Raw genomic sequence first — 23,900 nt, forward strand, 5'->3', positions numbered from 1 at the left:
CGTATCTTTGCAGCGTAAACATCAACAAATAATGAATATGAACGTTATCAAATCTCTCAATCAGCGTGGTCAGCACAACTGGATTAAGATCCTTTGTCTGGCTGTTGGTCTGGCTACTGGAATAGTATTAATAGGTAAGGCTGGTTTCGAACAGTCGTGGGATAAGGACTTTGATACGAGCGACCGCATCTATGTGCTTTACGAGGATGTGATTCGCGATGGCGAATACCAGCATTACTCACAAACATCGGGTGCTATCGCTCACGGCTTGAAGCGCTACTGCCCGCAGGTTGAGGCCGCTACCCGCTATACAGGCTTTGGCTGGGACCTGCCACTGGTTACCGAAGACGATAAGCGCATACGTACCAATTTCTTCTTTACCGATAGCTGTTTCTTCGATGTGTTTCCCTACCGTATTCTGGCAGGTAATCCAAAGAAAACGCTCAGTCAGCCCAACTACTGCATGATTCCGCAGTCGATAGCCGAGAAACTGGGTGGCGACGTGATTGGTAAGAAGGTGTATTATAATAAGCGTGGCAATCTGGCACTCACTATTGGCGGTATCTACGAGGATATCCCCCTGAATACCCGACTGCACGATTTGGAGGTGCTGGTATCGATGCCTACACTGCCCCAGATAACCTGGGATGGTCGCGACAACTGGGTGGGTAACGACCGCTACTTCGGCTATGTGCGCCTGGCTAAGGGTATCACCCCCGACGACCTGAAACCGCAAATAAAGAAGATGCGCCATGATAACCTGCCTGCCGACGAACTGAAGAAGGCCGGTGTGGATCTCGACTACTCGCTGCGCCCGTTGGCCGACTATCACACGCAGGACGATGCTACACGCCGAATGATTTGGATTATCTCGTTGCTGGCCATGGTGCTGATTGGCTGTGCGGTGATGAACTATCTGTTGCTGGTGGTTGGTGGCATCAGTCGCCGAGCTCGCGAGATGGCTGTACACCGTTGCTATGGTGCCGAGGCACGTAACATCTACGGACGCGTGATGATCGAGAGCGTGCTGCACCTGCTGTTATCGCTGGCACTGGCCGCAGGCTTGTTGTTCATCTTCCAGGATACGATCCAGGAGCTTACGGGCACACCACTACCGGTCATCCTTACCACAGGTCATAACATCTGGTTCATCGCCCTCACTTGTCTGGTGGTGTTGGTCATCACTGGTCTGGTTCCTGGTTGGGCTTATACCCACATCCCCATGACTGCCGCCTTTAAGCATTACAATCATTCTCACCGTGTGTGGAAGATGCTGTTGTTAGGTTTGCAGTTTGCTTCGGCCACCTTCCTCTTTGTGTTGTTGCTGGTGGTAGGTCGCCAGTATCAGCTGATGGTGAACGACAATCCTGGCTACGACTATTCTACTCTGGCTGATATCAATACCGACGAACTCTCGTTGGCACAGACACGATTGGTGGTTGATGAACTCAAGAAACTATCGGGTGTGAAAGGTGTTACTACATCTTATGCCTATCTGCCCGAAATGCAGAGTGGCGATAATATCTTCCTGCCAGGCGATGATAAAGAGTACATGAATGTGGCCGACCTCTTTGATGTGGGAGATGGCTATTTCGAGGTGATGGGCATTCCTGTGATTGCCGGTCGTAGCTTTACTGAGCAGACTGATACCATGCGCGAGGCAATGGTAAGCCGAAAGTTCGAGGAGCGTATGAAGCAACTGGCTGGCTGGGATCAGGCTGTAGGCAAGCAGGTAATCTGTACATCATACGAAGGTCCTTACACCATCGTGGGCGTGTTCGACGATCCTCGTATTGGCAGTATCACTCATCCTGATAATCGTCCAAGTATCTGCTTCTATGACCATAGAATGAGGTACACACATCATATTACTGTGCGTTTTCACGATATGGATGCACTCGATGCGGCTAACAAGCGGTTGCACGAACTGATCCCTGAGAGTCCTGAGGTTTCGCTCCGTCCCTATACCATGTTGATGACGCAGCTTTATACCGATGCGCAGCGTTTCCGCAGTACCGTGATGATTGGTGGAATGGTAGCTTTGATTATTGCCCTGATCGGACTGATTGGTTACCTGGCTGGTGAGATGGCTCGCCGACAGAAGGAGATTGCCATCCGTAAGGTGAACGGTGCCCATATCATCGATGTTCTACAGCTCTTTATCCGCGACATTCTGCGCCTGGCTTTGCCTGCAGTGGTTATCGGAGCCATTGGTGGCTGGTATGTATCGCGCTTGTGGTTGGAGCAATTCAGCGAAAAGGCTGTCCTGTTGCCAGTACTCTTCGGTCTTTGTGCCCTGGCAGTAGTGGTGATTATCCTCTCGGTGGTTTGCATTGGCTGCTATCGTGTGGCCAGCAGCAATCCGGTAGATTATCTTAAGAACGAATAAATAGTAAATCTTTAAATAATAAAACTTATGATTAAGTTAGAAAACATTCAGAAGGTGTTCCGTACCGAAGAGGTGGAGACCGTTGCATTGGGCGGTGTATCGCTCGAAGTAAAGAAAGGCGAGTTCGTGGCCATCATGGGTCCATCGGGCTGTGGTAAATCAACCTTGCTTAACATTCTGGGCTTGCTCGATAATCCTACCAGCGGCCAGTATCTGCTGGATGGTCAGAATGTGGGCTCGCTCAAGGAAAGTCAGCGCACCAAGGTTCGCAAGGGCCAGATTGGTTTTGTGTTCCAGAGCTTTAACCTGATTGATGAATTGAATGTTGAAGAGAATGTAGAACTGCCTCTCACTTATCTGGGTGTGCCCAAGAAGGAGCGTAAGGCAAGGGTAGAGGAGGTATTGCGCCGTATGGCTATCAGTCATCGTGCCCACCACTTCCCTCAGCAGCTTTCTGGAGGTCAGCAGCAGCGTGTAGCTATTGCTCGTGCCGTTGTGATGAATCCTAAGATTATCCTCGCCGACGAGCCCACAGGTAACCTCGATTCAAAGAACGGACTTGAGGTGATGCAGCTGCTTACCCAACTGAATCAGGAAGGCACCACCGTGGTGATGGTGACCCACTCGGAGCGTGATGCCGGTTATGCCCAGCGCACCATCAACTTGCTCGATGGTCAGGTTGTGCCCGAGGTAACACTCTAAGAAAGAGCCTCTTTTACGCCTTGCATATTGCTACGCGATACCGGTATAGCATCGTTAGTATGCTTCATGATAAGTTGCATGGCGTGTGAGTTAGAGATAATCTGCTCTACTTGAGCCAGATTTACTAAGAATGCGCGATGGCAGCGTACAATCATGGGATAGGCTTTCAGATCGTCCTCCATCTGTTTGGAAGTGGCACGTAGCATATCAGTGTGTACCTCACCATCGCGCATATAGCATACCTTTACGTAGTTGCCAACAGCCTCGATATATTGCAGGTTGGCAATGTTGAGTTCAATCGTATCGTTGGTATTGCCAGAAAGTGTTATGGTATCAGGGGCTTTTGTTTCGTTGCTGGGTTGTGGTGCTGATGCTGTAATTTTTTTCAGCTGCTCGTTAAGCAGGCGCATTTCTTCTAGCTCAACAGCCAGATACTTGCTGCGGAACTTAAAGCGCCAGTACAGTCCGATGGTAAACGAGCAGAAAGCGATAATCAGGAGCGTTTCGATGTAGTTAATCACCGAAAGCTGGTTGCCCGCCACGTATTCGTTGATTACAAAGTGGCGATACAAGCAGATAGCCAGCGATACTAGCGGGGTGTTGATCAACTGGAAATATAGGTTTCGACGGATAATATAGCCAATGCCTTTCTTAAACGATCGCGGCATGCGAACAATATACTTCAGAATCAAATCGGCGATGATACAAACAGCTACGCCGATTGTCCAGATGGCCAGCAAATGGATATAGGCCTGCCACTGCCAGGTGTCGAGTCCGAATGGCTTAAAAACTGCCAGTGCAACGGCTACAAAGGATACACTGGTTATGCGGGTCATCATTGTTTCTTTGCGTCCTTCTTTCATCTTAAATCCGGTCTATGGCTTTTCTACACTTCAGTTTGTCTTTCTCGGTAAGTTGGGGATGCATGGCTGTGCCACCACGTTCGATGGTGCTTACAATCTTGAAACCTGCATAGCGGGCAATCTCGCGCATGGAACGGATGGCGCCACGCGACTGCTTGAACAATATGTTCCAAGGCCAGGGTGTGGTGCAGGTGCTGATAAGAATACACTTTTTACCTTTCATTAGTGGCTCTGGAAAGCGGTTCGTATCGCGCATCATGCCATAAACCTGACGGTCGAACATCAGTTTCATCTGTCCGGGTATGTTCCCCCAGTAGCATGGTGCGCCCATAATAATGGCATCGGCCTGCTGCATCATCCTCAACACTCGCTGCGAATCGTCCTCAGCCAGTACACACTTCTGCTTTGTTCTGCAGGCCATACAACCAGTACAAGGCTTCACGGTCAGGTTGTTGGTATGTACCATTTCCACCGTGTCGCCTCGCTTCTCGGCCTCTTCGCTCATCATAGCGAGCATCTGCGAAATGAGTCCATTCTTTCGTGGGCTACCGTTTATGATCAGAATATTCATTCCCTTTTCAATCCTTTACCATTACAATAAAACGCTGCGAAGATACATATATTTGCCGAAACAACCAAACCATCCGTCACAAAAGTGTACCATTTGTCCCAGAAATTTGCATTGTATGGTAATTCTATGTATTTTTGCACCGTCAAAACCATTAAAAGGTAAATAATTAATAGTAACAATATGGATAATAAGGAAATGTATCTTCGACCATTCAGTGAAGCCGTCTGCTGATAGCATCGCAAAGGCATTAACTTTGCCTCAAGACACTATCCGTCAGGATTTGCCTATCCGCATGATTGATGCAGGATTACGCACCCTGCTGGTGCCGGTGAACGATCTGGAAACTGAGATTTCGGTCTTTCCTGACGAACAGCAACTCAAAGCGTTCTGCTTAAGCAATGATATCGACATCATCCTTGTTTTCTCCCAGCAAACAGCCAATGCTGATGCTTTTGCCCACACAAGGGTGTTCGCGCCTAAGTTCGGTTATCTGGAAGACCCTGCCACGGGTTCGGGCAATAGTGCCTTTGCTAACTATCTGCTGAGCGAAAACCTCTGGGATGGTCACCCCATCACCATCGAACAGGGTGGTAACGACCGTATTTTCAACTCAGTAAAGCTAAAGCATGTAAACGACCAGGTGCTCTTTGGTGGCAAGGCCACAGTTAGAATCGAAGGAAATTATTTATTGTGAGCAGATCGGTCATTTCAAAGTGAAAAGAGATAGCAGGTTGTTTGCTGCCACAGGCGATTGAGTAGGTGTTGCGGAGTGATAAGAAAATATAGTTCGCCACAATCGTGGAACGTCAGATGCCAGTCGTCGTTCTCGTCAATCTGTAATAGCGAGAGCATGTCAGGCATGGTTTCGCGTACATCTTCAATGTATGGATATCCTAACAGGCGTAGACCGTCATCTGCTTCATCGCTAGGGGCGAAGGTGATGGATTCGGCAGCGCGGGTGGCTGTTGTGCCATCAGGATAGTAGAGATGATGGGTGTGTAGTTGGTCGCACGTTGGGCTATAGAGTACCTTGAAATAATCTGGGTTCCATTGCCCCATGCCAGGATAGACGGGACTGTCGATATCGCCGAGGAAATAGTCGAGCGCTGCAAAGAAATAGAGCATGCCCTCGTGAGGCAATAGACCCTCTGGGTCGAGCATAGCTATATCGTTGCAACGAATCTGACAAACAAAGGTCAGTGGGTCGCTGTATGGCTCACCGTTCTCGTCGTTTATCGTCACTTCGGGCCAGTCTAAATCGTCTGGCATATCAGGTTCGCCCCACCATTTGCTTTGGCCGAAGAGGGACTTCTCTGCAGGATGTGTCTTGAGGCTAATCATATGCGTCGTATCGTCCATCATCATCTATGTAATTGTCGTCATCTATCAGTCTGACGCAATGCAGAATCGTGCAGATCACGCCGTAGTCTTCTGGACCAGAGCCTTCGCTGATCAGCACCTCTTCGCCCAGATGAACGCTGAACGTCTGACCGCCATATACTAAGTCGAGGCGCAGCTCATCGTAGTAGGTGATTTTAGGCGCAACTCTTGGGTCCCAATAGGGCAGGTGTTCGCCCGCTTTCAGTATGTTCGGATCGACATCGACTGTATCCCACAGCTCCTTGAACATGAAGGCACCGCGGTCGCTATAGCTCTTGTAATTGACTATCTGACAGGTGGTAGGCATAGGTATTAATCGAAATGTACACGGGGATTCATGATGTTTGGTGAGCGCCACTCGATGCCGTATGTGGCGAGGATGGAGCGCTTGAGCGACCAATATTGGAAACAGAACCCCATATGGCGAGGCTCACCTTTGAGTTCTTCATAGAGTTTTTTCTCCACTTCGTCGATAACGGCCAAATAATCCTGACTGTCTTCTATTGGGTCGTACTTCAGCAGGGGATCCTTAATTCTTTCCAGCTGGTAGTCGCAGTCTTCAGTATCCAGTCCTGCCGATGTTGCATGTACTAGCGCTTGTTGGTAGGCGTGCTTGGCCTGCTGGCGGCGCTGGTTGGTGTAATAGCATTCGCCGATGGTGTACCATGCCTCGTACAGCCACTCCTGATTTTCTTCGGTATCAGGCACATCGTTCAGCAGCAGGATGGCCTGCTCCAGCAGCGGTGTGGCCTTCCACGTCTGCTCGTCGTTATTCAGTTGGTAAGCTTCCTCAACCAGACTTTCTATTTTTTTGAGTAGGTCGTTTTTTTCCATACATTCTGAATGTTAGAAGATGACATCATCGCTAGCCTGTCCGCTTTTTGCTTCTTCAACTACGTCCTCAGGCGTAGCCTGCTTCTTGGTAGTAGGCTGTTCCTCAGCAGAACTCTCATTATGATTCAGCTCGTTGCTCGATGAGGCATTCTTGTTCTTCTTGTTTTTTTTGCCTTTGGTAGCCTTCTTCTTTGAGCTCTTAGTGGTCTGTTCCACCTTTGCTTTCTTGTTGGTACTGTCGCTGCTGCATTTCTTGTAAACCCAGCAGCAAATCAATACGATAATCACAAACTTGATAAAATTCTTCATATCTGATCTACTTTTGTTTTTGGTTTTTCTTCACGCTCATATCGTAGAGCACATACTGGCCAGAGCGTACGTCACCGCACTCCAACCAGAACATCAACTGGGTGCCTTTGTTTACAGGTACGGTATAGGTAGTAGGCTTCATGTCGTCTGTCAGCATAAACTCGCCCACCTTTACTTGGTCGGCAAACACATCGAGGCGTACGGGTGGGGCTTTCGCCTTCTCGCCGAACACACCGCCAAGTACCTCTTCGTAGGGGTCGACAAAGACCGACTTGTTGGCAACGGTAAAAGTACAGGTATCGTACTCACCATAGATATTGAAGGCTGCTGCTGACGACTGGTAGCCACCGGGACCGAAGAGCGACAGGGTGCCTAGTTTCAGACCATGAGCTTTGGCTCTGTCCTGTACGCGGTCACCTTTCTTCTTGGCTTCCAACGACAGGTTGAGCATCGTCGTAGGCAAACTAGAGGCGCCACCTGTGACACCGGTTGTTGCACTGACATCACTATTTGATAATTCACCACCTGCACTGGTCAGGAACATGAACATCAAATCCATAAACGTCACATTCTCGAATGCAAATGGGATGTTGGTTTCCAACATCACACCCTTGTAAATCTTTGAACCGTCTTTCATGTGAAAGTAGCGGCGTAACGATTCTCCATTATGGAAACAGTCGTTGAAGTCGAAGTTGGTCATCCTGCTCAGATAACGCCCCACAAAGTGGAAGTAGGGACGCTTGCAGAGATCGATAAGGTCGACTGAATCAGGACATTCGGGTTTGGGATGCTCATAGAGATTGTTGGCTACCACCTCACCACGGTAGAGCGTGATGTCGCCAAATCCATAGTAAGGCTGGGTGTCGCTGCCTGTACCAGGCTTGGCGAAGGTGAGGGTACGGCATTTGTTGAGCGGGATGGTAAAGTGCTGATTTGGCCAGGTGCAGTGGATGACCGTGTCGAGTACCACCTTACCGTCGCAATAGATGCGGATGTCTTCATCCGACATGACGCGACGGTTGGTGAGCGCTCCAACGGTGAAGGTCATGTAGTCGAACTCGCCTGCCAGGTCGAATTTGTAATATGAACTGATATCTTCGCCCAGCAGTGTGGAGCCGCTTGTAAGCACAAAGCCTTCGTTAAACTTCTCGCCTCCCATTGAGAAGGTGATATAGTCGCTCTCGCCATCGAACACGCTGTTCTTGTAATTTACGATGCCTTGAACGGAGTACGGCTTAATATTCGACACCAATCTACACACATCGGGCAGTTGCGAGATTCTGCTCTTGGAGCCGTTTACCTCGCCTGGGGTTGGTAGCAAGGCCATGTCGTAATTGTTTGGATAGGCAAACATATTGACAACACCGAATACGAGACCGCCTCCTAAACGTGCATTTTCATCGATACTATGAAACGACAATTGATTGACATTGGCGACATCAAGCACTACCTGTTCCGCCAGATCGAGTTGGCTGATTCGTTTCTCGTAGATAATCTTGCCGTCGGCCTTCACCGTCAGCCAGCCTGTGGCACCGCTAGCCTGGTTGTCGCGCGGGCCGATGATAAACGACACCTTGCCATATTTCTTCTGTAGCCAGAAGTAGGCCCATGCCTCATTGTTGCCTACGAAAGCTTGGTCGGCAGTGAATGCCAAGCCCGTTTTGTACTCCACGCGGTTGATGCTGATCTTTTCGGTCTTCTCGATACCCTTTACCTCTTTGGCTGTGATGGGGTGTACCCATCCGGAATGGCGGATAAAGTGCGGCCAGATTTGTCCCACCAGTTGAACACGGTCGTTGGTAGGGATGGCGCGATGTGGATCGGCAGAAGGTTTGAAAACTTCGTTAGCTTTCCATAGTTTGACGGCGCCGAATGCCAGATCGGCAGATCCCTTGGGCAGGTCAATGCGCAATTGGCGAGCTCCTTTCAGGTCAATCACACATTCCTGTGGCGCATCGTGCTGCCAGATGACTTTGTCGAGCACTTTTTTTCCGTCGGCCTTCATGACCAGGATGACATTATACTGATCGCTAGCCGAGTTGGGGGCATTGGGGCCAACCACGAAGCTCATTTTGTCGTAGCTCTCAGTCAGATTGAATACCACAAAGCCTGCTTTGTCACCTGCAATAAGACCACTACGACCTGTTTCCAGTGTGAATCCGCCTTTGTATTTATAGGTGGCTATCTGCATCACGTCAGTCCCCTTTGTAGGGTAGGCCTTATACAGATATGAGTCGGTAGGCTTGTATTTATCGGTGAGATAAGTCTGTGCTTTGCTGGCAATAACAATTGTCAGCAAGAGTAATAATAGGCATAGTTGTCTTTTCTTTTCCATTATGAATGTCGGTCTATTAGTTACTATCTGTTTGCAAAAATACGAAAAAAAATGAAATGAATATCTTTTTTGTTGAAAAAAGACTATCTTTGCGGAAAAATATATCTTAATAAAAGTAACAATATGCCGAAAAGTACTACTGACAACAAAACATGGTCGCAGCTCTTGCTGAGCATTGACTGGCAAGCTGACCGTCATAGTGAATATCACGCTATTGAGTTCCAACGGCCTACGAAGGGTCTTCCTGTGCCAGAATTCCCTGTTATTGAAGGCGAACCGTTGTCTGTAGAGCGGCTACCGATGAGCAGTGGCTGGCGACATCTGTTTGCTACCATCGTAGTAAGGACCTTTGATGAATATTCGCTGACCATCCAATATGGCACCATGGAATACACGATAACACCCGATGCGGGAAAATTTTCGTTAGGTGAGAAAGGGAGGGACTACGCAACGTTAGAGTTATCTCTCAGGCTGAAAGAGGATGAAACCGTTACTAACGATGATACAAGTAGCCTTTTTTCGTTCATACACTAACCGACGATGGTGTTACCTCCGACTACGCTGATGCCAAAGAAGCATACGAAGGGAGGTAACATCATCATCGATGAGTCAGTTATTACTTAATAGGCTTGCTCGTGCACACCTTTAACGGCACGGCCTGAGGGGTCGTTTAGGTTTTTGAAGGCCTCGTCCCATTCCAGGGCGATAGCGGTAGAGCATGCTACGCTGGCTTCGCTGGGCACGCTTAGGGCAGCTGAGTCGCTGGGGAAATGCTCGGCAAAGATTGAGCGGTAGTAGTATTCCTCTTTATTCTTTGGTGGGTTGATGGGGAATCGCTCGGCGGCATGGGCCATCTGCTCGTCGCTGACGGCTTCAGATGTAATCTGTTTCAGAGTGTCGATCCAGCTGTAGCCGACGCCATCGCTGAACTGTTCCTTTTGTCGCCATGCGACTGCCTCTGGAAGCATGTTAGCAAAGGCCTCGCGTACAATCTTCTTTTCGACGGTTTTACCTGGGCACATCTTGGCTTCAGGGTTGGTACGCATAGCTACATCGAGGAACTCTTTGTCGAGGAAGGGCACACGTCCCTCAACGCCCCAGGCACTCAAGCTCTTGTTGGCTCGTAAACAATCATAAAGATGTAGCTTAGAGAGTTTGCGTACAGTCTCCTCGTGGAAGTCTTTGGCTGTTGGGGCCTTATGAAAGTAGAGATAACCACCGAAAATCTCGTCGGCACCCTCGCCTGAGAGTACCATTTTGATACCCATCGACTTGATGACACGCGCCAGCAAATACATAGGTGTTGAGGCACGTACGGTGGTCACGTCGTAGGTCTCGATAAAGTAGATCACATCGCGGATGGCATCCAAGCCTTCCTGTATGGTGTAGTTGATTTCGTGGTGAACGGTACCGATGTGGTCGGCCACCAGCTTGGCCTTGGCCAGATCGGGTGCCCCCTTCAGACCGACGGCAAACGAGTGCAGGCGGGGCCAGTAGGCTTTGGTTCTCGAGTCGTCCTCGATACGCATTTCGCTGTATTTCTCGGCGATGGTCGAGATAACGCTCGAGTCGAGTCCGCCCGAAAGCAACACACCGTAAGGAACATCGCTCATCAGCTGGCGTTTCACCGCACCTTCGAGTGCATCGTGGATAGCTTCAACCGATGCGGGATTGTCTTTCACGGCATCGTACTCCATCCAGTCGCGCTTGTAGTAACGCTTCTGTCCAGGGTCTGCACTCCAGTAATAATGGCCAGGAAGGAAGGGCTCGTAGTGCTCACACTGCCCCTCAAGAGCTTTCAGTTCTGAAGCTACGTACACCTTGCCGTCGGCATCGCAGCCGATGTACAGGGGGATGACGCCAATGGGGTCGCGAGCAATAAGGAACTCATCGGTCTCTTCATCGTAAAGGGCAAAGGCAAAGATGCCACTCAGGTCTTCAAGGAAATCGATACCCTTTTCGCGATACAAGGCTAGGATTACTTCGCAGTCGCTACCTGTCTGGAAGTCGTACTTGCCGGCATAACGGCGGCGGATCTCCTGATGATTGTAAATCTCGCCGTTAACGGCAAGCACTTGTTTGTGGTCGGGCGAGAATAGGGGTTGGCCACCCGACTCTGGATCAACAATACTTAATCGCTCGTGAGCTAAGATGGCTGAACCGCCACAGTAGATGCCACTCCAGTCGGGACCACGATGACGGATTTTCTGACTCATCTTTAATGCTTTTTGTCGCATTTCTTGCGACTGCTCCTTGATGTTGAAAATACCTACTATTCCACACATAATATTTTGTTTTTTTATAGTTGTTTGAATGTTTGCTTTTTTAAAAGAGTCCTTGGACTCACGGCTGAAGCGTGAATCCAAAGACGAAGAAAGCTTTTTCAGTTCTTGGGTTGGCCGCAATCTGGCCGAACACAGGAATACTGAACGTGTCGGTTATCTTGATATCCTTTGTGGCTTTCAGTGACACGTTGGTTACTGCAAAGCCTGTTGTATCGTAGAAACTGGTGGCGAAAGGAACGGCACCAACGGCTGCGCTCCAATCGACTGAGGCGAGTTTGAAGGGTACGCCTAATTCTACGTAGCTTGAATAAGCGCGTTTACCATCCTTATTGATGCCATCGTTGCCTGCAAAGTTGGTGAACCACTGGATGCTGGCAGCACCAAAGTCGTAGCCAACGTTTGCTTCGAAGATGTGGCTGGTCTTGTGGGCATCGTAGAGGAAGTAGCGCTCCTCAGGGCTGTTAAACCAGTAGTCGGTTACGCCGATGTTGAATCCACCTGTTGTGTAACCCAAAGTCAGATCGAACTCCTTGGTATCATTGGCATCAACCAGTCCGTAACTACCCCATGCTGAGAGTGAGAGACCTTTGTAACCGATGCCGAGAGTTGGCTGGATAGCTGCGCTTCCACACTCTGTACCACGCCAGACGTATGAACTTACTACATCAGCAGCTACTGTTGTTTCTACTTCATCCTGTGCCGTAGCACTCATTCCTGCGGCAAGCAATGTTGCCATTAAAACAATCTTTTTCATAATTCGTTCTCTTTTAACTATTCACTTTTCACTACTTAGTTATAACACATTTCTCCATGCTCGTAAATATCCAGACCTTCTTCCTCAATACGCTTGCTAACGCGCAGACCGTGAATCTTCTTGATACTGTAGAACAGAACTACACCGCAGGCAGCAGCCCAGAGGTCGATAACCAGAACACCGAACAGTTCAGCTCCGAAGAATCCAAATCCGTGACCGTAGAAAGCACCGTTAGAGGTTGACAGCAGGCCGGTCATCAGTGTTCCGAGGATACCGCAGACACCATGTACAGAAGATGCGCCAACAGGGTCATCGATATGCAGTTTGTGATCTATAAACTCAATCGCGTAAACCAGTACGATTCCGCAAACCAAACCGATGATAACAGCTCCGAAGGGTGATACCAGGTCGCAACCAGCGGTTATACCTACCAATCCTGCCAGCACACCGTTAAGGGTGAGTGAGAGCGATGGTTTGCCATACTTTATGTAGGTAAGGAACATGGTTGCAGTTCCACCAGCTACAGCAGCCAAGTTAGTGGTAAGGAATACGTGGCTGATGGCAATGCGGTTAACCTCGCCGCTGGCAGCCAGCTGTGAACCAGGGTTGAATCCGAACCATCCCAACCAGAGAATGAAAACGCCCAGTGCAGCCATGGCTAAGTTATGACCAGGAATAGCACGGCTTTTACCATCCTCACCATATTTACCTACACGGGGCCCCAGTGCGATAGCACCTACCAAAGCAAGCACACCACCTACGCTATGTACAATAGCTGAACCGGCAAAGTCGTGGAACACATCGCCAAAGGTGGTCATCATGAAACTGTCAGCTGCGTCGTTGCAGAGCCAACCGCCACCCCAGGTCCAGTGCCCTTCAACGGGATAGATAATCAGCGAAATAACTGCGCTGTAAACCAGATACATTGAGAACTTTGTACGCTCGGCCATAGCACCGCTGACGATAGTTGCGGCGGTAGCACAGAATACGGTCTCGAAAATCAGGAATCCTTCAACAGGCAGGTCGCTCTTATAGAAACTCAGGTCGCCCCAGTTAGGCATACCAATAAAACCGCCTAATACGTCGCCGCCAAACATAAATCCGAAACCTAAGAAGAAGAACAACAGAGAGCCGAACATGAAGTCGACAAAGTTCTTCATCAGGATGTTAGCGGTGTTCTTACTGCGTGTAAATCCTGCTTCACACAGCGCAAAACCAGGCTGCATCCAGAAAACCAACATTGCTGCCAATAGCATCCATACGGTATCGAGTGATATTCCAATTTCGTTCATAATCCTGAAAATTTAGTTTGTTAATACCTTAGCTTATCACTATTTACTTCTTGTCTCTTAGTACAGTGTCACCATGTTCGCCTGTGCGGATGCTCCATGTGTCGATGATGTCGCTCACAAAGATGCGACCGTCGCCGATTTCACCCGTATGGGCAACTTCTAAAATAACCTTGACCGTTGGATCGAGGAACATGTCGCGGCACACAATGGTGATGGCGACACGCTCGATCACGTCGGTACTGTACTGTACGCCACGATAGATGCGCTCCTGACGGCTCTGGCCGATGCCGTGCACGTCGTGGTACTCAAACCAATCGATGTCGGATGATAGCAAAGCTGCTTTCACCTCCTCGAACTTAGTCTTTCGGATAATCGCTTCAATCTTTTTCATACCTCTTAAACTTTTACCTATTTATAATATAAACCATTAAATTGATTACACTTTGTTATTTCTTGGGTGCAAAGTTAATGCATTTTGTAAGTAAAACAATGTATTTCTTTTGCATTTTGATATTAAACATTTTCTTTTGTTATCCTTTTGTAATCGTTAATAGTGATTTTCTTTTAAACTGTAAGCAAAACACATTATGGTGCTTACAAATTGTTACTTTTCTATAAATTGAAGGTGATTATGCTAAGTATTTTTTGAATTTTCTTCCAAAAAGTACTACCTTTGCAGCGTAAACTTAAATAAGGTATATATTAATTATGGCATTAGTAAACGACCACTTCTTGAAGCTGCCGAACAATTATCTGTTCGCCGATATTGCAAAAAAGGTAAACGCCTTTAAGGCTATGCATCCTAAGGTGGATGTCATTTCGCTGGGCATAGGCGATGTAACGCAACCATTAGCACCTGCCGTTATCGAGGCTATTCATAAGGCAGCCGACGAGATGGCCACCCGTCAGGGGTTCAGAGGGTATGGTCCTGAGCAGGGCTACGATTTTCTGCGCGATGCTATCTTGAAAAATGATTTCCTGCCACGCGGTATTCACTTGGATCGCGACGAGGTGTTTATCAACGATGGTGCTAAGAGTGATACTGGTAACATTCAGGAATTGGTACGCTGGGATAACTCTATCGGCGTTACCGATCCTATCTATCCTGTTTACATCGATTCGAATGTGATGATTGGTCGTGCTGGTGTGCAAGAGGATGGCCGTTGGTCTAATGTACTTTATATGCCTTGTAATGCCGAGAACGGTTTCGTGCCCCAGCTGCCTGATCGCCGTGTTGACGTTATCTATCTGTGCTATCCTAACAACCCCACAGGTACTGTTATCTCTAAGGCCGAGTTGCGCAAGTGGGTAAACTACGCGCTTAAGAATGATACACTCATTTTCTACGATGCTGCTTATCAGGCTTATATTCAGGATGATGAGATCCCTCATAGTATCTACGAGATTCGTGGTGCCCGCAAGTGCGCTATCGAGTTCCACTCGTATTCCAAGACGGCCGGTTTCACCGGTATCCGCTGCGGCTACACCATTGTGCCCAAGGAGGTGACGGCTGCCACGCTCACGGGCGAGCGCATACCGCTCAACCCGCTATGGAACCGCCGTCAGTGTACCAAGTTTAATGGTACCAGTTACATATCGCAGCGTGCAGCTGAAGCTATTTACACCCCCGAGGGTAAGCAGCAGGTGAAGGAAACAATCAACTATTACATGCAAAATGCCAAGAAGATGCTTACTACTCTACGTGGCTTGGGTTTCGAGTGCTATGGTGGCGAGAATGCTCCTTACATCTGGGCGAAGACCCCCGAGACCTCAAGTTCTTGGAAGTTCTTCGAAGAGATGTTGTATGGTGCCCATGTGGTTTGTACGCCAGGTGTGGGTTTCGGTCCATCAGGCGAGGGTTATGTTCGATTCACGGCCTTTGGTAGTCATGAACAGACTGACGAGGCATTGTTGAGAATAGAAAAATGGCTTAAGAAATAAGCTGTTAGTAATAAGAGAGAGTGAAAAAAAGTAGGTCATCCGACCTACTTTTTTGTTATCTTATCCACATAGTTTATAAACGCTTGGTTTACCAGTTTCACACCGCCTGGAGTGGGGTAGTGTCCTGTAAAATACCAGTCGCCAGGATGGTTGGGGCAGGCTTTGTGAAGTCCTTCGATACTCTGGAATACAAGTTCGATGGGTGCCTGCATGTCGGCTGGTCGTAACATCTCGACGATTTTCTGATTGATTTCGTCGACAGTGAAGGGCTCGTATACGGCGCGCACGCAGTTCTGCATCTGCTCCTTCGGCTTCGTTAGCTCGCGTTTGCAGGCCAGATAGGTGTCGTTTACCAATTGCCACATGCCGCGCTCTTCGATGAGAGCCATTGTGGCACGGAAAGCGCAGAACTCCTCTAATCGTGCCATATCGATGCCGTAGTAGTCGGGGTAGCGGATTTGAGGCGAACTTGATACCATTACAATCTTCTTGGGGTGTAGGCGGTCCAGAATCTTAAAGATGCTCTCCTTCAGTGTGGTGCCGCGTACAATCGAGTCGTCGATAATCACGAGGTTATCCACGCCTGCCTGCAGTGAGCCGTAGCTGATGTCGTAGACGTGGGCAGCCAGATCGTTACGTTCGCTATTGTCTGTGATAAAGGTGCGCAACTTGATATCTTTCCACACTACTTTCTCTGTACGTACGTCGCCGTGTAGTTTGCGGAACCCGTCTGTCATCCCATAAAAGGCCACCTCGGCGGTGTTGGGGATATAGGAAAAAACTGAATGGGATACATCGCCGTCGATGGCCTTTAAGATGGGTTGCGTCAGCTGTTCGCCCAGTCGTTTGCGCTCCTGGTAGATGTCGCAGTCGGAGCCGCGACTAAAGTAGATGCGCTCGAACGAGCAGGCGCTCAGTTTCTGGGCAGGCATAATCTGCTCCAGTCGGCTTTCGCCGTTCTTATGTACTATCAGTGCTTGACCTGGCATCAGTTCATGCACGTCGTTACTGTCAATATCAAATGTCGTTTGCAGCACGGGGCGTTCGCTGGCCAGTGCTATAATCTCGTCGTCGCGATAGTAGAATGCGGGTCGGATGCCCCAGGGATCGCGTACGCTGAACATCTCGCCACTACCTGTCAGTCCGCACATCACAAAACCACCATCGTAGTGCTGCATGGTGGTGCGCAGTACGTTGGCCATCTCAATGTGGTCGTCAATATAGTTGGTAATGTCGATGCCTGTTAAGCCCTGTGCAGTGGCCTCCTGATACAGGCGCTCCACTTCGCGGTCCAGTCGGTGTCCCATGAGCTCCAGGGTGATGTATGAGTCGCCGTAGATACGTGGACTCTGTCCCTGGGCGGTCAGGAAGTCGAACACCTCGTCGATATTGGTCATGTTAAAGTTACCGCACAGACAGAGGTTTTTGGCGCGCCAGTTATTGCGTCGCAGGAAAGGGTGCACAAATGTCAGTCCGCTCTTGCCGGTGGTCGAGTATCGCAGGTGGCCCATCAGCAGCTCGCCTTTCATCTCCTCGGTCACGCGACTGAATATCTCGGTAATGGCGTTCTTGCCCTCTGCCTTTTCGCGGAACATGTACTCGGTGCCGGGCTTGTTGTTCAGGTTCACGCTGGCTATCCCGGCGCCCTCTTGTCCGCGGTTGTGCTGTTTCTCCATCATCAGGTACAGCTTGTTAAAACCGTAGGCCCAGGTACCGTATTTCTTCTCGTAGTAATCCAGCGGCTTCAGCAGGCGAATCATCGCCACTCCACACTCGTGTTTCAGTTGTTCCATAGTTGCTTATTTACAGGCTTTAATGAAATTCATAAACAGTGGGTGGGGGTTTAGTACCGTAGATGAGTACTCGGGGTGGAACTGAGTACCGATGTACCAGCGCTTCTCAGGTATCTCTACGATTTCTACCAGGTTGGCATCGGGGTTGATGCCTACACACTTCATGCCCTTGGCCTCGTACTCATTCTGGTACTTGTTGTTGAACTCGTAGCGGTGGCGGTGGCGCTCCTTAATTAGTGCCTCCTCGCCGTAGGCCTCGTACACGCGGCTGCCCTTAACCAGCTCGCACTCATAAGCGCCCAGGCGCATGGTACCGCCCATCTCGGTAATATTCTTCTGCTCCTCCATGATGTCAATCACGTTGTGGGGTGTCTTCTCGTCCATCTCCATGCTGTTGGCATCCTTGTAGCCCAGCACGTTACGGGCAAACTCAATCACCATCATCTGCATGCCCAGACAGATGCCGAACGTTGGGATATCGTTGGTGCGGGTGTATTCGGCGGCAATAATCTTGCCCTCGATACCACGCTGGCCAAAGCCCGGACAAACCACAATGCCTGCCAGACCCTTCAGTTTCTCGGTCACATTGGCTTTGGTTATTTCCTCGCTGTTCACAAAGTGCATTTTTACCTTTACATCGTTGTAGATACCAGCTAGGTTCAGACTCTCGCGAATACTCTTGTATGCATCCTGAAGGTCGTATTTTCCTACCAGTCCGATGTGTACCTCGTTGGTGGCATGGCGCTGCTTTTCGAGGAAATCGCGCCAAGGCTTCATGGCTGGTGTCTCGCCTACGGGGATGCCAATCTTACGCATGATGGCAGCATCCAGTCCCTGATGCTGCATGTTCACGGGCACCTCGTAAATGCTGGGCAGATCCTCGCTCTGCACCACGCACTCCAGGTCCACGTTGCAGAACGATGCCACCTTCATGCGCATGCCGTCGTCCAGATGGCGCTCGGTGCGCAGTACCAGGATATCGGGCTGGATACCCATGCCCTGAAGCTCCTTCACGCTGTGCTGTGTGGGCTTGGTCTTCAATTCGTCGGCGGCTTTTAAGTAAGGTACGTACGTGAGGTGTACGCATACGGCATTGCGACCCAGCTGGTAACGCAGTTGTCGGATGGCCTCCATAAATGGGGCGCTCTCAATGTCACCGATGGTGCCGCCCACCTCGGTAATGATAAAGTCGAAGCCTTCGTCCAAGCCCTCGCGCAGCATGCGGTGCTTAATCTCGTCGGTAATGTGTGGCACTACCTGGATCGTTTTACCCAGGTAGTCGCCGCGACGCTCACGGTCAATCACCGTTTTATAAATGCGTCCTGTTGTTATAGAGTTGTTTCGTGTTGTGTGTATGCCTGTAAATCGCTCGTAGTGTCCCAGGTCCAAATCGGTCTCAAAACCGTCGGCAGTCACGTAGCATTCGCCATGCTCGTAGGGGTTCAGTGTACCTGGGTCGATGTTGATATAGGGGTCGAATTTCTGTATAGTGACTTTGTAGCCGCGTGCCTGCAGCAACTTGCCTATGCTGGCTGATATGATTCCTTTGCCAAGTGATGAAACCACACCGCCTGTTACGAAAATGTACTTTGTTTCCATAAAATCAATCTATTTTATGGACTGCAAAGGTAAGCATTATTATAATAATACGCGTACATATCATAATAAATAAACAAACAAGTTCTAAGCTAACTGCATTTCTTTAGTATTGAGGCTTGTTTTTGTTTTGAATTGTAAGTAAAATAACTATATTAGCTTACAGATTGTTATTTTTGCGAAAAAAGTAGATAAAAACGTTACGTGTTTAGTCGTTTTGATTACAAAATGCCATACCTTTGCACTCAAAATGTAACAAAAAGTAAGGTTAATGAAGGATAATATGACAAAAAGAAAGCAAACTCAAACCAAAAAAGGACTCTACCAGAGCGACTATGAGCATGATGCTTGCGGCGTGGGTATGGTGGTTAACATACACGGCGGAAAAAGTCATGATCTGGTTGACAATGCACTGAAGGTGCTTGAGAACATGGAACACCGTGGCGCCGAGACACGCGACAAGACCGGTGATGGTGCGGGTATCATGGTACAGATACCCCACGAGTTTATTTTGTTACAGGGTATCCCTGTGCCCGAGAAAGGTAAGTATGGCACAGGTTTGGTTTTTCTGCCTAAGGCTGCGAGTAAGCGAGAGCAGGGCCAAACAAGTTTGAGCTCTGCCGAGCGTGAGCAGGCTCGACCGGAGGTCAACGACGAGAGGCAGCAGCAGATCCTGAGCGTGATGATCGAGGAGATTGAGCGTGAGGGACTGCAGCTGATGCATCTGCGCACGGTGCCCACCAATCCTGAGGTGCTGGGTGTGGCTGCCCGCGAGGTGGAACCCGACATTAAGCAGATTTTTGTAACGGGCGTAGCTGAGGACGATGTGCCTGTGTTTGAGCGTATATTATATAAAGTACGCAAGCGCATAGAGAACCGCATCAATGATGAGGATTTTTATCTCTGTTCGCTGTCGAGCAAAAATATTATCTACAAGGGAATGCTTACCAGCGGACAGCTGCGACGCTATTTCCCCGATCTTTCTAACGATTACTTTACGAGCGGACTGGCCTTGGTTCACTCGCGTTTCTCTACCAATACCTTCCCCAAATGGAAGCTGGCACAGCCCTTCCGACTGCTGGCCCACAACGGTGAGATTAACACCATTCGTGGCAACCGCGGCTGGATGAAGGCAAGAGAGAGTGTGCTCAGCAGCGAGGCGCTGGGTGATATCAAGGACCTTCGCCCCATCGTGCAGGAGGGCATGAGCGACTCGGCCAGCCTCGACAACGTGTTCGAGTTCCTCATGATGAGCGGACTCTCGCTGCCGCAGGCTATGGCCATCCTGGTGCCCGAGAGCTTTAACGATAAGAATCCTATTTCAGAAGATTTGAAAGCCTTCTACGAATATCACTCTATCCTGATGGAGCCGTGGGACGGTCCTGCCGCACTGCTGTTTAGCGATGGTCGCTACGCAGGCGGAATGTTGGACCGCAACGGTCTGCGCCCCAGCCGCTACACCATCACCAAGCAAGGTATGATGGTGGTAGCCTCTGAGGTTGGCGTGATGGACTTTGAACCCGGCGACGTGGTTTCGAAGGGACGCCTGCAGCCAGGAAAGATTCTGCTGATTGACACCCAGGAAGGCAAGATTTACTACGATGGCGAGATTAAGGAGAAGCTGGCCAAGGCTCATCCTTACCGCGAGTGGCTGGCCGAGAACCGCGTGCAGCTTGAGAAACTGAAGAGCGGACGTAAGGTTGACAACGGCGTGAGCGACTTGCAGCAGAAGCTGGTTACCTTCGGATTTGGTCAGGAGGATATCGACAAGACTATCATTCCTATGGCCACAGCTGGACAGGAGCCTGTAGCTGCGATGGGTAACGACACTCCGCTGGCCGTTATCAGCGACCGTCCACAGGTGCTGTTCAACTACTTCCGTCAGCAGTTTGCGCAGGTTACCAACCCTGCCATCGACCCTATCCGCGAGGAGCTTGTAATGAGTCTTACCGAATACATCGGTGCTGTAGGTACCAATATCCTGACACCCGATGCATCGAACTGTAAGATGGTACGTTTGCCGCAGCCAGTTTTAACCAACACACAACTTGATATACTTTGTAACATCCGCTACAAGGGCTTCAACACCAAGAAGTTGCCTATCGTGTTTGAGATGGCTAAGGGTGAGGAAGGTTTGCGCCAAGCTTTGGACGACTTGTGCCATCAGGCCGAAGCCAGTGTAGACGAGGGTGTTAACTACATTATTCTGAGCGACCGCGACTTGGACGATACCCATGCCGCCATCCCATCGCTGTTGGCCGTTAGTGCTGTTCACCACTACCTGATTAGCGTAGGTAAGCGCGTGCAGACAGCCCTAATTGTTGAGAGCGGTGAAATTCGTGAGGTGATGCACGCGGCTCTGCTGCTGGGTTACGGTGCCAGCGCCCTGTGTCCATACATGACGTTTGCCGTGCTCGACGATCTGGTGAAGCACCACAAGATTCAGGAGGAGTACGCTACTGCCGAGAAGAACTACATCAAGGCCGTGGACAAGGGCTTGAAGAAGATTATGAGTAAGATGGGTATCAGTACCATCCGCAGCTACCGCGGTGCCAAGATTTTTGAGAGCATCGGACTGAGCGAAGACCTACTGCGCCGTTACTTCGGTACCGAGGTGAGCACCATTGGTGGTGTGGGTCTGAAGGAGATTGCCCGCGATGCTATCGCATTGCATGAGGCTGCCAAGGAGCAGACACTGCTACAGAACCAGGGACAGTTTGCATGGCGTAAGGATGGTATCAAGCACGCTTGGAACCCAGAAACTATTGCTAAGCTTCAGTTGGCTACCCGTCAGGGTAACTACGATAAGTTTAAGCAGTGGGCTAAGCTGGTTGACGAGAAGGAGAGTCCCATCTTTATCCGCGACTTCTTCGGATTCAAGAAGGCTGCCAAGCCAACCCCAATCGACGAGGTTGAAAGCGTAGAAAGCATTGTTAAGCATTTTGTTACAGGTGCCATGAGTTTCGGTGCCCTGAGCATCGAGGCCCACGAGGCACTGGCACTGGCCATGAACAAGCTGGGCGCCCGCAGTAACACCGGTGAGGGTGGTGAGGACAACGCACGCTACCACTCGGAGGTTGACGGTGTAAGCCTGAGCTCGAAGACCAAGCAGATTGCCAGTGGACGTTTTGGTGTAACCGCCGAGTACCTGGTGAATGCCGAGGAGATACAGATTAAGGTGGCACAGGGTGCTAAGCCTGGTGAGGGCGGACAGCTGCCTGGCTTTAAGGTTAACGAGATTATCGCCAAGACACGTAATGCCATCCCCGGTATCTCGCTTATCTCGCCTCCACCACATCACGATATCTACAGTATCGAGGACCTGGCACAGCTCATCTTCGACCTGAAGAATATCAACCCCACAGCTGCCGTAAGCGTAAAGCTGGTGGCCGAGAGTGGTGTAGGAACCATTGCCGCTGGTGTGGCTAAGGCCAAGGCCGACCTGATTGTAATCAGTGGTGCCGAGGGTGGTACTGGTGCCAGCCCTGCATCAAGTATGCGATTTGCAGGTATCAGTCCTGAAATCGGACTGGCTGAGACCCAGCAGACACTGGTGATGAACGGTCTGCGTAATCAGGTTCGCCTGCAGACCGACGGACAGCTGAAGACAGCCAAGGACGTGATTATCATGGCGATGCTTGGTGCCGACGAGTTCTCGTTCGGAACACTGCCCCTGATTGTGCTGGGTTGTGTGATGATGCGTAAGTGTAACACCAATACCTGCCCGATGGGTGTGGCTACCCAAAATCCCGAGCTGCGTAAGCATTTTGAGGGTAGAGCCGAGTACGTGGTTAACTTCTTTACCTTCCTGGCCGAGCAGGTACGCGAATACCTGAGTGAAATCGGTGTGAAGAGTCTGAAGGAGATTATTGGACACACCGAGTTGATTGAGGTGAACACCGAGAACGCTACCGATAAGCAGAAGACCATCGACTTTGCCCGCTTGCTGCACAAGCCTGCAACCGACAAGGCTCTGTACTGGGATCGTGGCGCCTACACCAAGGTAACAGGTGTGAAGGACGAGGAGATGATTCGTGCTGCACAGAAGGCTATCGAGAATCAGGAAGAGGTAACACTCGACTATGCCATCAAGAATACCGACCGCGCTGTGGGTACCATGCTGAGTGGTGTGATTGCCCAGAAGTATGGCGAGGCTGGACTGCCCGACGGAACCATCAAGATTAAGTTCAAGGGTTCGGCTGGTCAGAGTTTCGGTGCCTTTGCCGTGAAGGGACTGGATTTGCGCCTCGAGGGCGAGACCAACGACTACTTCGGTAAGGGTCTTTCAGGTGGTCGTATCTCTATTCTGCCTCCTGCCCGCAGGAGCGACGACTTTAAGGCTGAAGAAAATATTATCGCAGGTAACACCGGACTGTACGGTGCTACATCGGGCGAACTCTATATAAATGGTAAGGTAGGCGAGCGCTTCGGAGTGCGTAATTCGGGTGCCATCGCTGTGATTGAAGGTGCCGGCGACCACTGCTGCGAGTACATGACTGGCGGACGTGTGGTAGTGCTGGGTAAGACGGGCCGTAACTTTGCCGCCGGTATGAGTGGTGGTGTAGCCTATGTTTACGACCCCGATCACACCTTCGACTATTTCTGCAACATGGATATGGTTGAACTCTCGCTGGTTGAGGACAGTGTAAGCCGCAAAGAGCTGCTTGAGCTGATTCGCGAGCACTATCTGCACACAGGCTCGGCTCTGGCAGGACGTATGCTCGACGACTGGCACCGCTACATCGAGGACTTTATCCAGGTTGTACCTATCGAGTACAAACGCGTGCTCGAAGAAGAGAAGATGGCGCGCCTGCACGAGAAGATTGCCGACATCCAGCGCGACTATTAAATGGTAA

Annotated in this window: 19 protein-coding genes; 6 read left to right on the forward strand and 13 right to left on the reverse strand. The window is 49.9% G+C overall.

Annotated elements, in window-relative coordinates; translation table 11 throughout:
• Positions 1 to 37 precede the first annotated feature (37 nt).
• Both T495_RS0102860 and T495_RS0102865 read left to right on the forward strand, forming a co-directional pair.
• The gene (locus tag T495_RS0102860) at positions 38 to 2,389 is read left to right on the forward strand and encodes an ABC transporter permease (RefSeq protein ID WP_197020325.1); all 2,352 of its coding nucleotides are present in this window, start codon (positions 38 to 40) and stop codon (positions 2,387 to 2,389) included.
• Positions 2,390 to 2,416: 27 nt separating this feature from the next.
• On the forward strand, positions 2,417 to 3,091 hold the full coding sequence (locus tag T495_RS0102865) for an ABC transporter ATP-binding protein (RefSeq protein WP_028904122.1): 675 nt from the start codon (positions 2,417 to 2,419) through the stop codon (positions 3,089 to 3,091).
• Here T495_RS0102865 and T495_RS0102870 read toward each other — a convergent pair.
• Both T495_RS0102870 and T495_RS0102875 read right to left on the reverse strand, forming a co-directional pair.
• On the reverse strand, positions 3,088 to 3,954 hold the full coding sequence (locus T495_RS0102870) for a LytTR family DNA-binding domain-containing protein (RefSeq protein WP_033147503.1): 867 nt from the start codon (positions 3,952 to 3,954) through the stop codon (positions 3,088 to 3,090). The two genes, T495_RS0102865 and T495_RS0102870, sit on opposite strands and share 4 nt — an antisense overlap.
• 1 nt (position 3,955) lies before the next feature.
• Entirely contained in the window at positions 3,956 to 4,525 is a 570-nt protein-coding gene (locus T495_RS0102875) for a flavodoxin family protein (protein ID WP_028904120.1), read from the reverse strand.
• A 214-nt stretch (positions 4,526 to 4,739) separates the two neighbouring features.
• Between T495_RS0102875 and T495_RS15490 the strand changes: the two genes are divergently transcribed.
• Entirely contained in the window at positions 4,740 to 5,219 is a 480-nt protein-coding gene (locus T495_RS15490; protein WP_255347576.1) for a PhzF family phenazine biosynthesis isomerase, read from the forward strand.
• A gap of 14 nt (positions 5,220 to 5,233) precedes the next feature.
• Here T495_RS15490 and T495_RS0102890 read toward each other — a convergent pair whose 3' ends face one another.
• The 5 genes from T495_RS0102890 to T495_RS0102910 are packed head-to-tail and all read right to left on the reverse strand — an operon-like array spanning position 5,234 to position 9,383.
• Complete coding sequence (locus T495_RS0102890; protein ID WP_197020327.1) at positions 5,234 to 5,866, reverse strand: DUF1963 domain-containing protein; 633 nt, start codon at positions 5,864 to 5,866, stop codon at positions 5,234 to 5,236.
• Positions 5,859 to 6,212 carry a hypothetical protein gene (locus T495_RS0102895; protein ID WP_033147506.1) on the reverse strand — a complete coding sequence of 118 codons (354 nt, stop codon included), beginning with the start codon at positions 6,210 to 6,212 and terminating at the stop codon, positions 5,859 to 5,861. The genes T495_RS0102890 and T495_RS0102895 overlap by 8 nt, the downstream gene beginning before the upstream one ends.
• Positions 6,213 to 6,217: 5 nt before the next feature.
• On the reverse strand, positions 6,218 to 6,739 hold the full coding sequence (locus tag T495_RS15035; protein WP_051651817.1) for a hypothetical protein: 522 nt from the start codon (positions 6,737 to 6,739) through the stop codon (positions 6,218 to 6,220).
• A gap of 12 nt (positions 6,740 to 6,751) precedes the next feature.
• A complete protein-coding gene (locus T495_RS0102905) occupies positions 6,752 to 7,048 on the reverse strand; it encodes a hypothetical protein (protein WP_033147507.1) in 297 nt (98 codons plus the stop codon).
• Between the two features lie 7 nt (positions 7,049 to 7,055).
• Entirely contained in the window at positions 7,056 to 9,383 is a 2,328-nt protein-coding gene (locus T495_RS0102910; protein WP_028904115.1) for an NPCBM/NEW2 domain-containing protein, read from the reverse strand.
• Positions 9,384 to 9,506: 123 nt separating this feature from the next.
• Here T495_RS0102910 and T495_RS16030 point away from each other — a divergent pair, with 123 nt between their 5' ends.
• On the forward strand, positions 9,507 to 9,917 hold the full coding sequence (locus T495_RS16030) for a hypothetical protein (protein ID WP_033147508.1): 411 nt from the start codon (positions 9,507 to 9,509) through the stop codon (positions 9,915 to 9,917).
• An 86-nt stretch (positions 9,918 to 10,003) separates the two neighbouring features.
• On the opposite strand, the gene asnB is transcribed toward T495_RS16030, so the two are convergent.
• Genes asnB through T495_RS0102935 form a run of 4 tightly spaced genes read right to left on the reverse strand, consistent with a single transcriptional unit; the run spans position 10,004 to position 14,105 of the window.
• Positions 10,004 to 11,668, reverse strand: coding sequence for an asparagine synthase B (asnB, locus tag T495_RS0102920; RefSeq protein ID WP_033147509.1), 1,665 nt, complete (start codon positions 11,666 to 11,668; stop codon positions 10,004 to 10,006).
• Between the two features lie 58 nt (positions 11,669 to 11,726).
• Positions 11,727 to 12,422 carry a hypothetical protein gene (locus T495_RS0102925; RefSeq protein WP_033147510.1) on the reverse strand — a complete coding sequence of 232 codons (696 nt, stop codon included), beginning with the start codon at positions 12,420 to 12,422 and terminating at the stop codon, positions 11,727 to 11,729.
• Between the two features lie 35 nt (positions 12,423 to 12,457).
• Positions 12,458 to 13,714: an ammonium transporter gene (locus T495_RS0102930; RefSeq protein ID WP_155950125.1), complete on the reverse strand. Its 1,257-nt coding sequence runs from the start codon at positions 13,712 to 13,714 to the stop codon at positions 12,458 to 12,460.
• Between the two features lie 43 nt (positions 13,715 to 13,757).
• Complete coding sequence (locus T495_RS0102935; RefSeq protein ID WP_033147511.1) at positions 13,758 to 14,105, reverse strand: P-II family nitrogen regulator; 348 nt, start codon at positions 14,103 to 14,105, stop codon at positions 13,758 to 13,760.
• Between the two features lie 317 nt (positions 14,106 to 14,422).
• Between T495_RS0102935 and T495_RS0102940 the strand changes: the two genes are divergently transcribed.
• A complete protein-coding gene (locus T495_RS0102940) occupies positions 14,423 to 15,655 on the forward strand; it encodes an LL-diaminopimelate aminotransferase (RefSeq protein ID WP_028904109.1) in 1,233 nt (410 codons plus the stop codon).
• A gap of 44 nt (positions 15,656 to 15,699) precedes the next feature.
• On the opposite strand, the gene T495_RS0102945 is transcribed toward T495_RS0102940, so the two are convergent.
• Together T495_RS0102945 and T495_RS0102950 are read right to left on the reverse strand one after the other, a co-directional pair.
• Complete coding sequence (locus T495_RS0102945; protein WP_028904108.1) at positions 15,700 to 17,448, reverse strand: amidophosphoribosyltransferase; 1,749 nt, start codon at positions 17,446 to 17,448, stop codon at positions 15,700 to 15,702.
• A gap of 6 nt (positions 17,449 to 17,454) precedes the next feature.
• A complete protein-coding gene (locus T495_RS0102950) occupies positions 17,455 to 19,047 on the reverse strand; it encodes a CTP synthase (RefSeq protein WP_033147512.1) in 1,593 nt (530 codons plus the stop codon).
• 280 nt (positions 19,048 to 19,327) lie between these two features.
• On the opposite strand from T495_RS0102950, the gene gltB reads away from it, so the two are divergent.
• Complete coding sequence (gene gltB, locus T495_RS0102955; protein ID WP_028904106.1) at positions 19,328 to 23,893, forward strand: glutamate synthase large subunit; 4,566 nt, start codon at positions 19,328 to 19,330, stop codon at positions 23,891 to 23,893.
• The last annotated feature ends 7 nt before the right edge of the window (positions 23,894 to 23,900 follow it).

The organism is Prevotella sp. P6B1 (assembly GCF_000702825.1).
Taxonomy (GTDB): Bacteria; Bacteroidota; Bacteroidia; order Bacteroidales; family Bacteroidaceae; genus Prevotella.

Excerpts from the sequence above, each read along its gene's own strand:
- T495_RS16030 (WP_033147508.1), top strand. The coding sequence starts at position 9,507 with ATGCCGAAAAGTACTACTGACAACAAAACATGGTCGCAGCTCTTGCTG.
- T495_RS15035 (WP_051651817.1), bottom strand. The coding sequence starts at position 6,739 with ATGGAAAAAAACGACCTACTCAAAAAAATAGAAAGTCTGGTTGAGGAA.
- T495_RS0102925 (WP_033147510.1), bottom strand. The coding sequence starts at position 12,422 with ATGAAAAAGATTGTTTTAATGGCAACATTGCTTGCCGCAGGAATGAGT.
- asnB (WP_033147509.1), bottom strand. The coding sequence starts at position 11,668 with ATGTGTGGAATAGTAGGTATTTTCAACATCAAGGAGCAGTCGCAAGAA.
- T495_RS0102940 (WP_028904109.1), top strand. The coding sequence starts at position 14,423 with ATGGCATTAGTAAACGACCACTTCTTGAAGCTGCCGAACAATTATCTG.
- T495_RS0102890 (WP_197020327.1), bottom strand. The coding sequence starts at position 5,866 with ATGATTAGCCTCAAGACACATCCTGCAGAGAAGTCCCTCTTCGGCCAA.
- T495_RS0102950 (WP_033147512.1), bottom strand. The coding sequence starts at position 19,047 with ATGGAAACAAAGTACATTTTCGTAACAGGCGGTGTGGTTTCATCACTT.
- T495_RS0102930 (WP_155950125.1), bottom strand. The coding sequence starts at position 13,714 with ATGAACGAAATTGGAATATCACTCGATACCGTATGGATGCTATTGGCA.
- gltB (WP_028904106.1), top strand. The coding sequence starts at position 19,328 with ATGACAAAAAGAAAGCAAACTCAAACCAAAAAAGGACTCTACCAGAGC.
- T495_RS0102910 (WP_028904115.1), bottom strand. The coding sequence starts at position 9,383 with ATGGAAAAGAAAAGACAACTATGCCTATTATTACTCTTGCTGACAATT.
- T495_RS0102945 (WP_028904108.1), bottom strand. The coding sequence starts at position 17,448 with ATGGAACAACTGAAACACGAGTGTGGAGTGGCGATGATTCGCCTGCTG.
- T495_RS0102875 (WP_028904120.1), bottom strand. The coding sequence starts at position 4,525 with ATGAATATTCTGATCATAAACGGTAGCCCACGAAAGAATGGACTCATT.
- T495_RS0102895 (WP_033147506.1), bottom strand. The coding sequence starts at position 6,212 with ATGCCTACCACCTGTCAGATAGTCAATTACAAGAGCTATAGCGACCGC.
- T495_RS0102935 (WP_033147511.1), bottom strand. The coding sequence starts at position 14,105 with ATGAAAAAGATTGAAGCGATTATCCGAAAGACTAAGTTCGAGGAGGTG.
- T495_RS0102860 (WP_197020325.1), top strand. The coding sequence starts at position 38 with ATGAACGTTATCAAATCTCTCAATCAGCGTGGTCAGCACAACTGGATT.
- T495_RS0102905 (WP_033147507.1), bottom strand. The coding sequence starts at position 7,048 with ATGAAGAATTTTATCAAGTTTGTGATTATCGTATTGATTTGCTGCTGG.
- T495_RS0102865 (WP_028904122.1), top strand. The coding sequence starts at position 2,417 with ATGATTAAGTTAGAAAACATTCAGAAGGTGTTCCGTACCGAAGAGGTG.
- T495_RS0102870 (WP_033147503.1), bottom strand. The coding sequence starts at position 3,954 with ATGAAAGAAGGACGCAAAGAAACAATGATGACCCGCATAACCAGTGTA.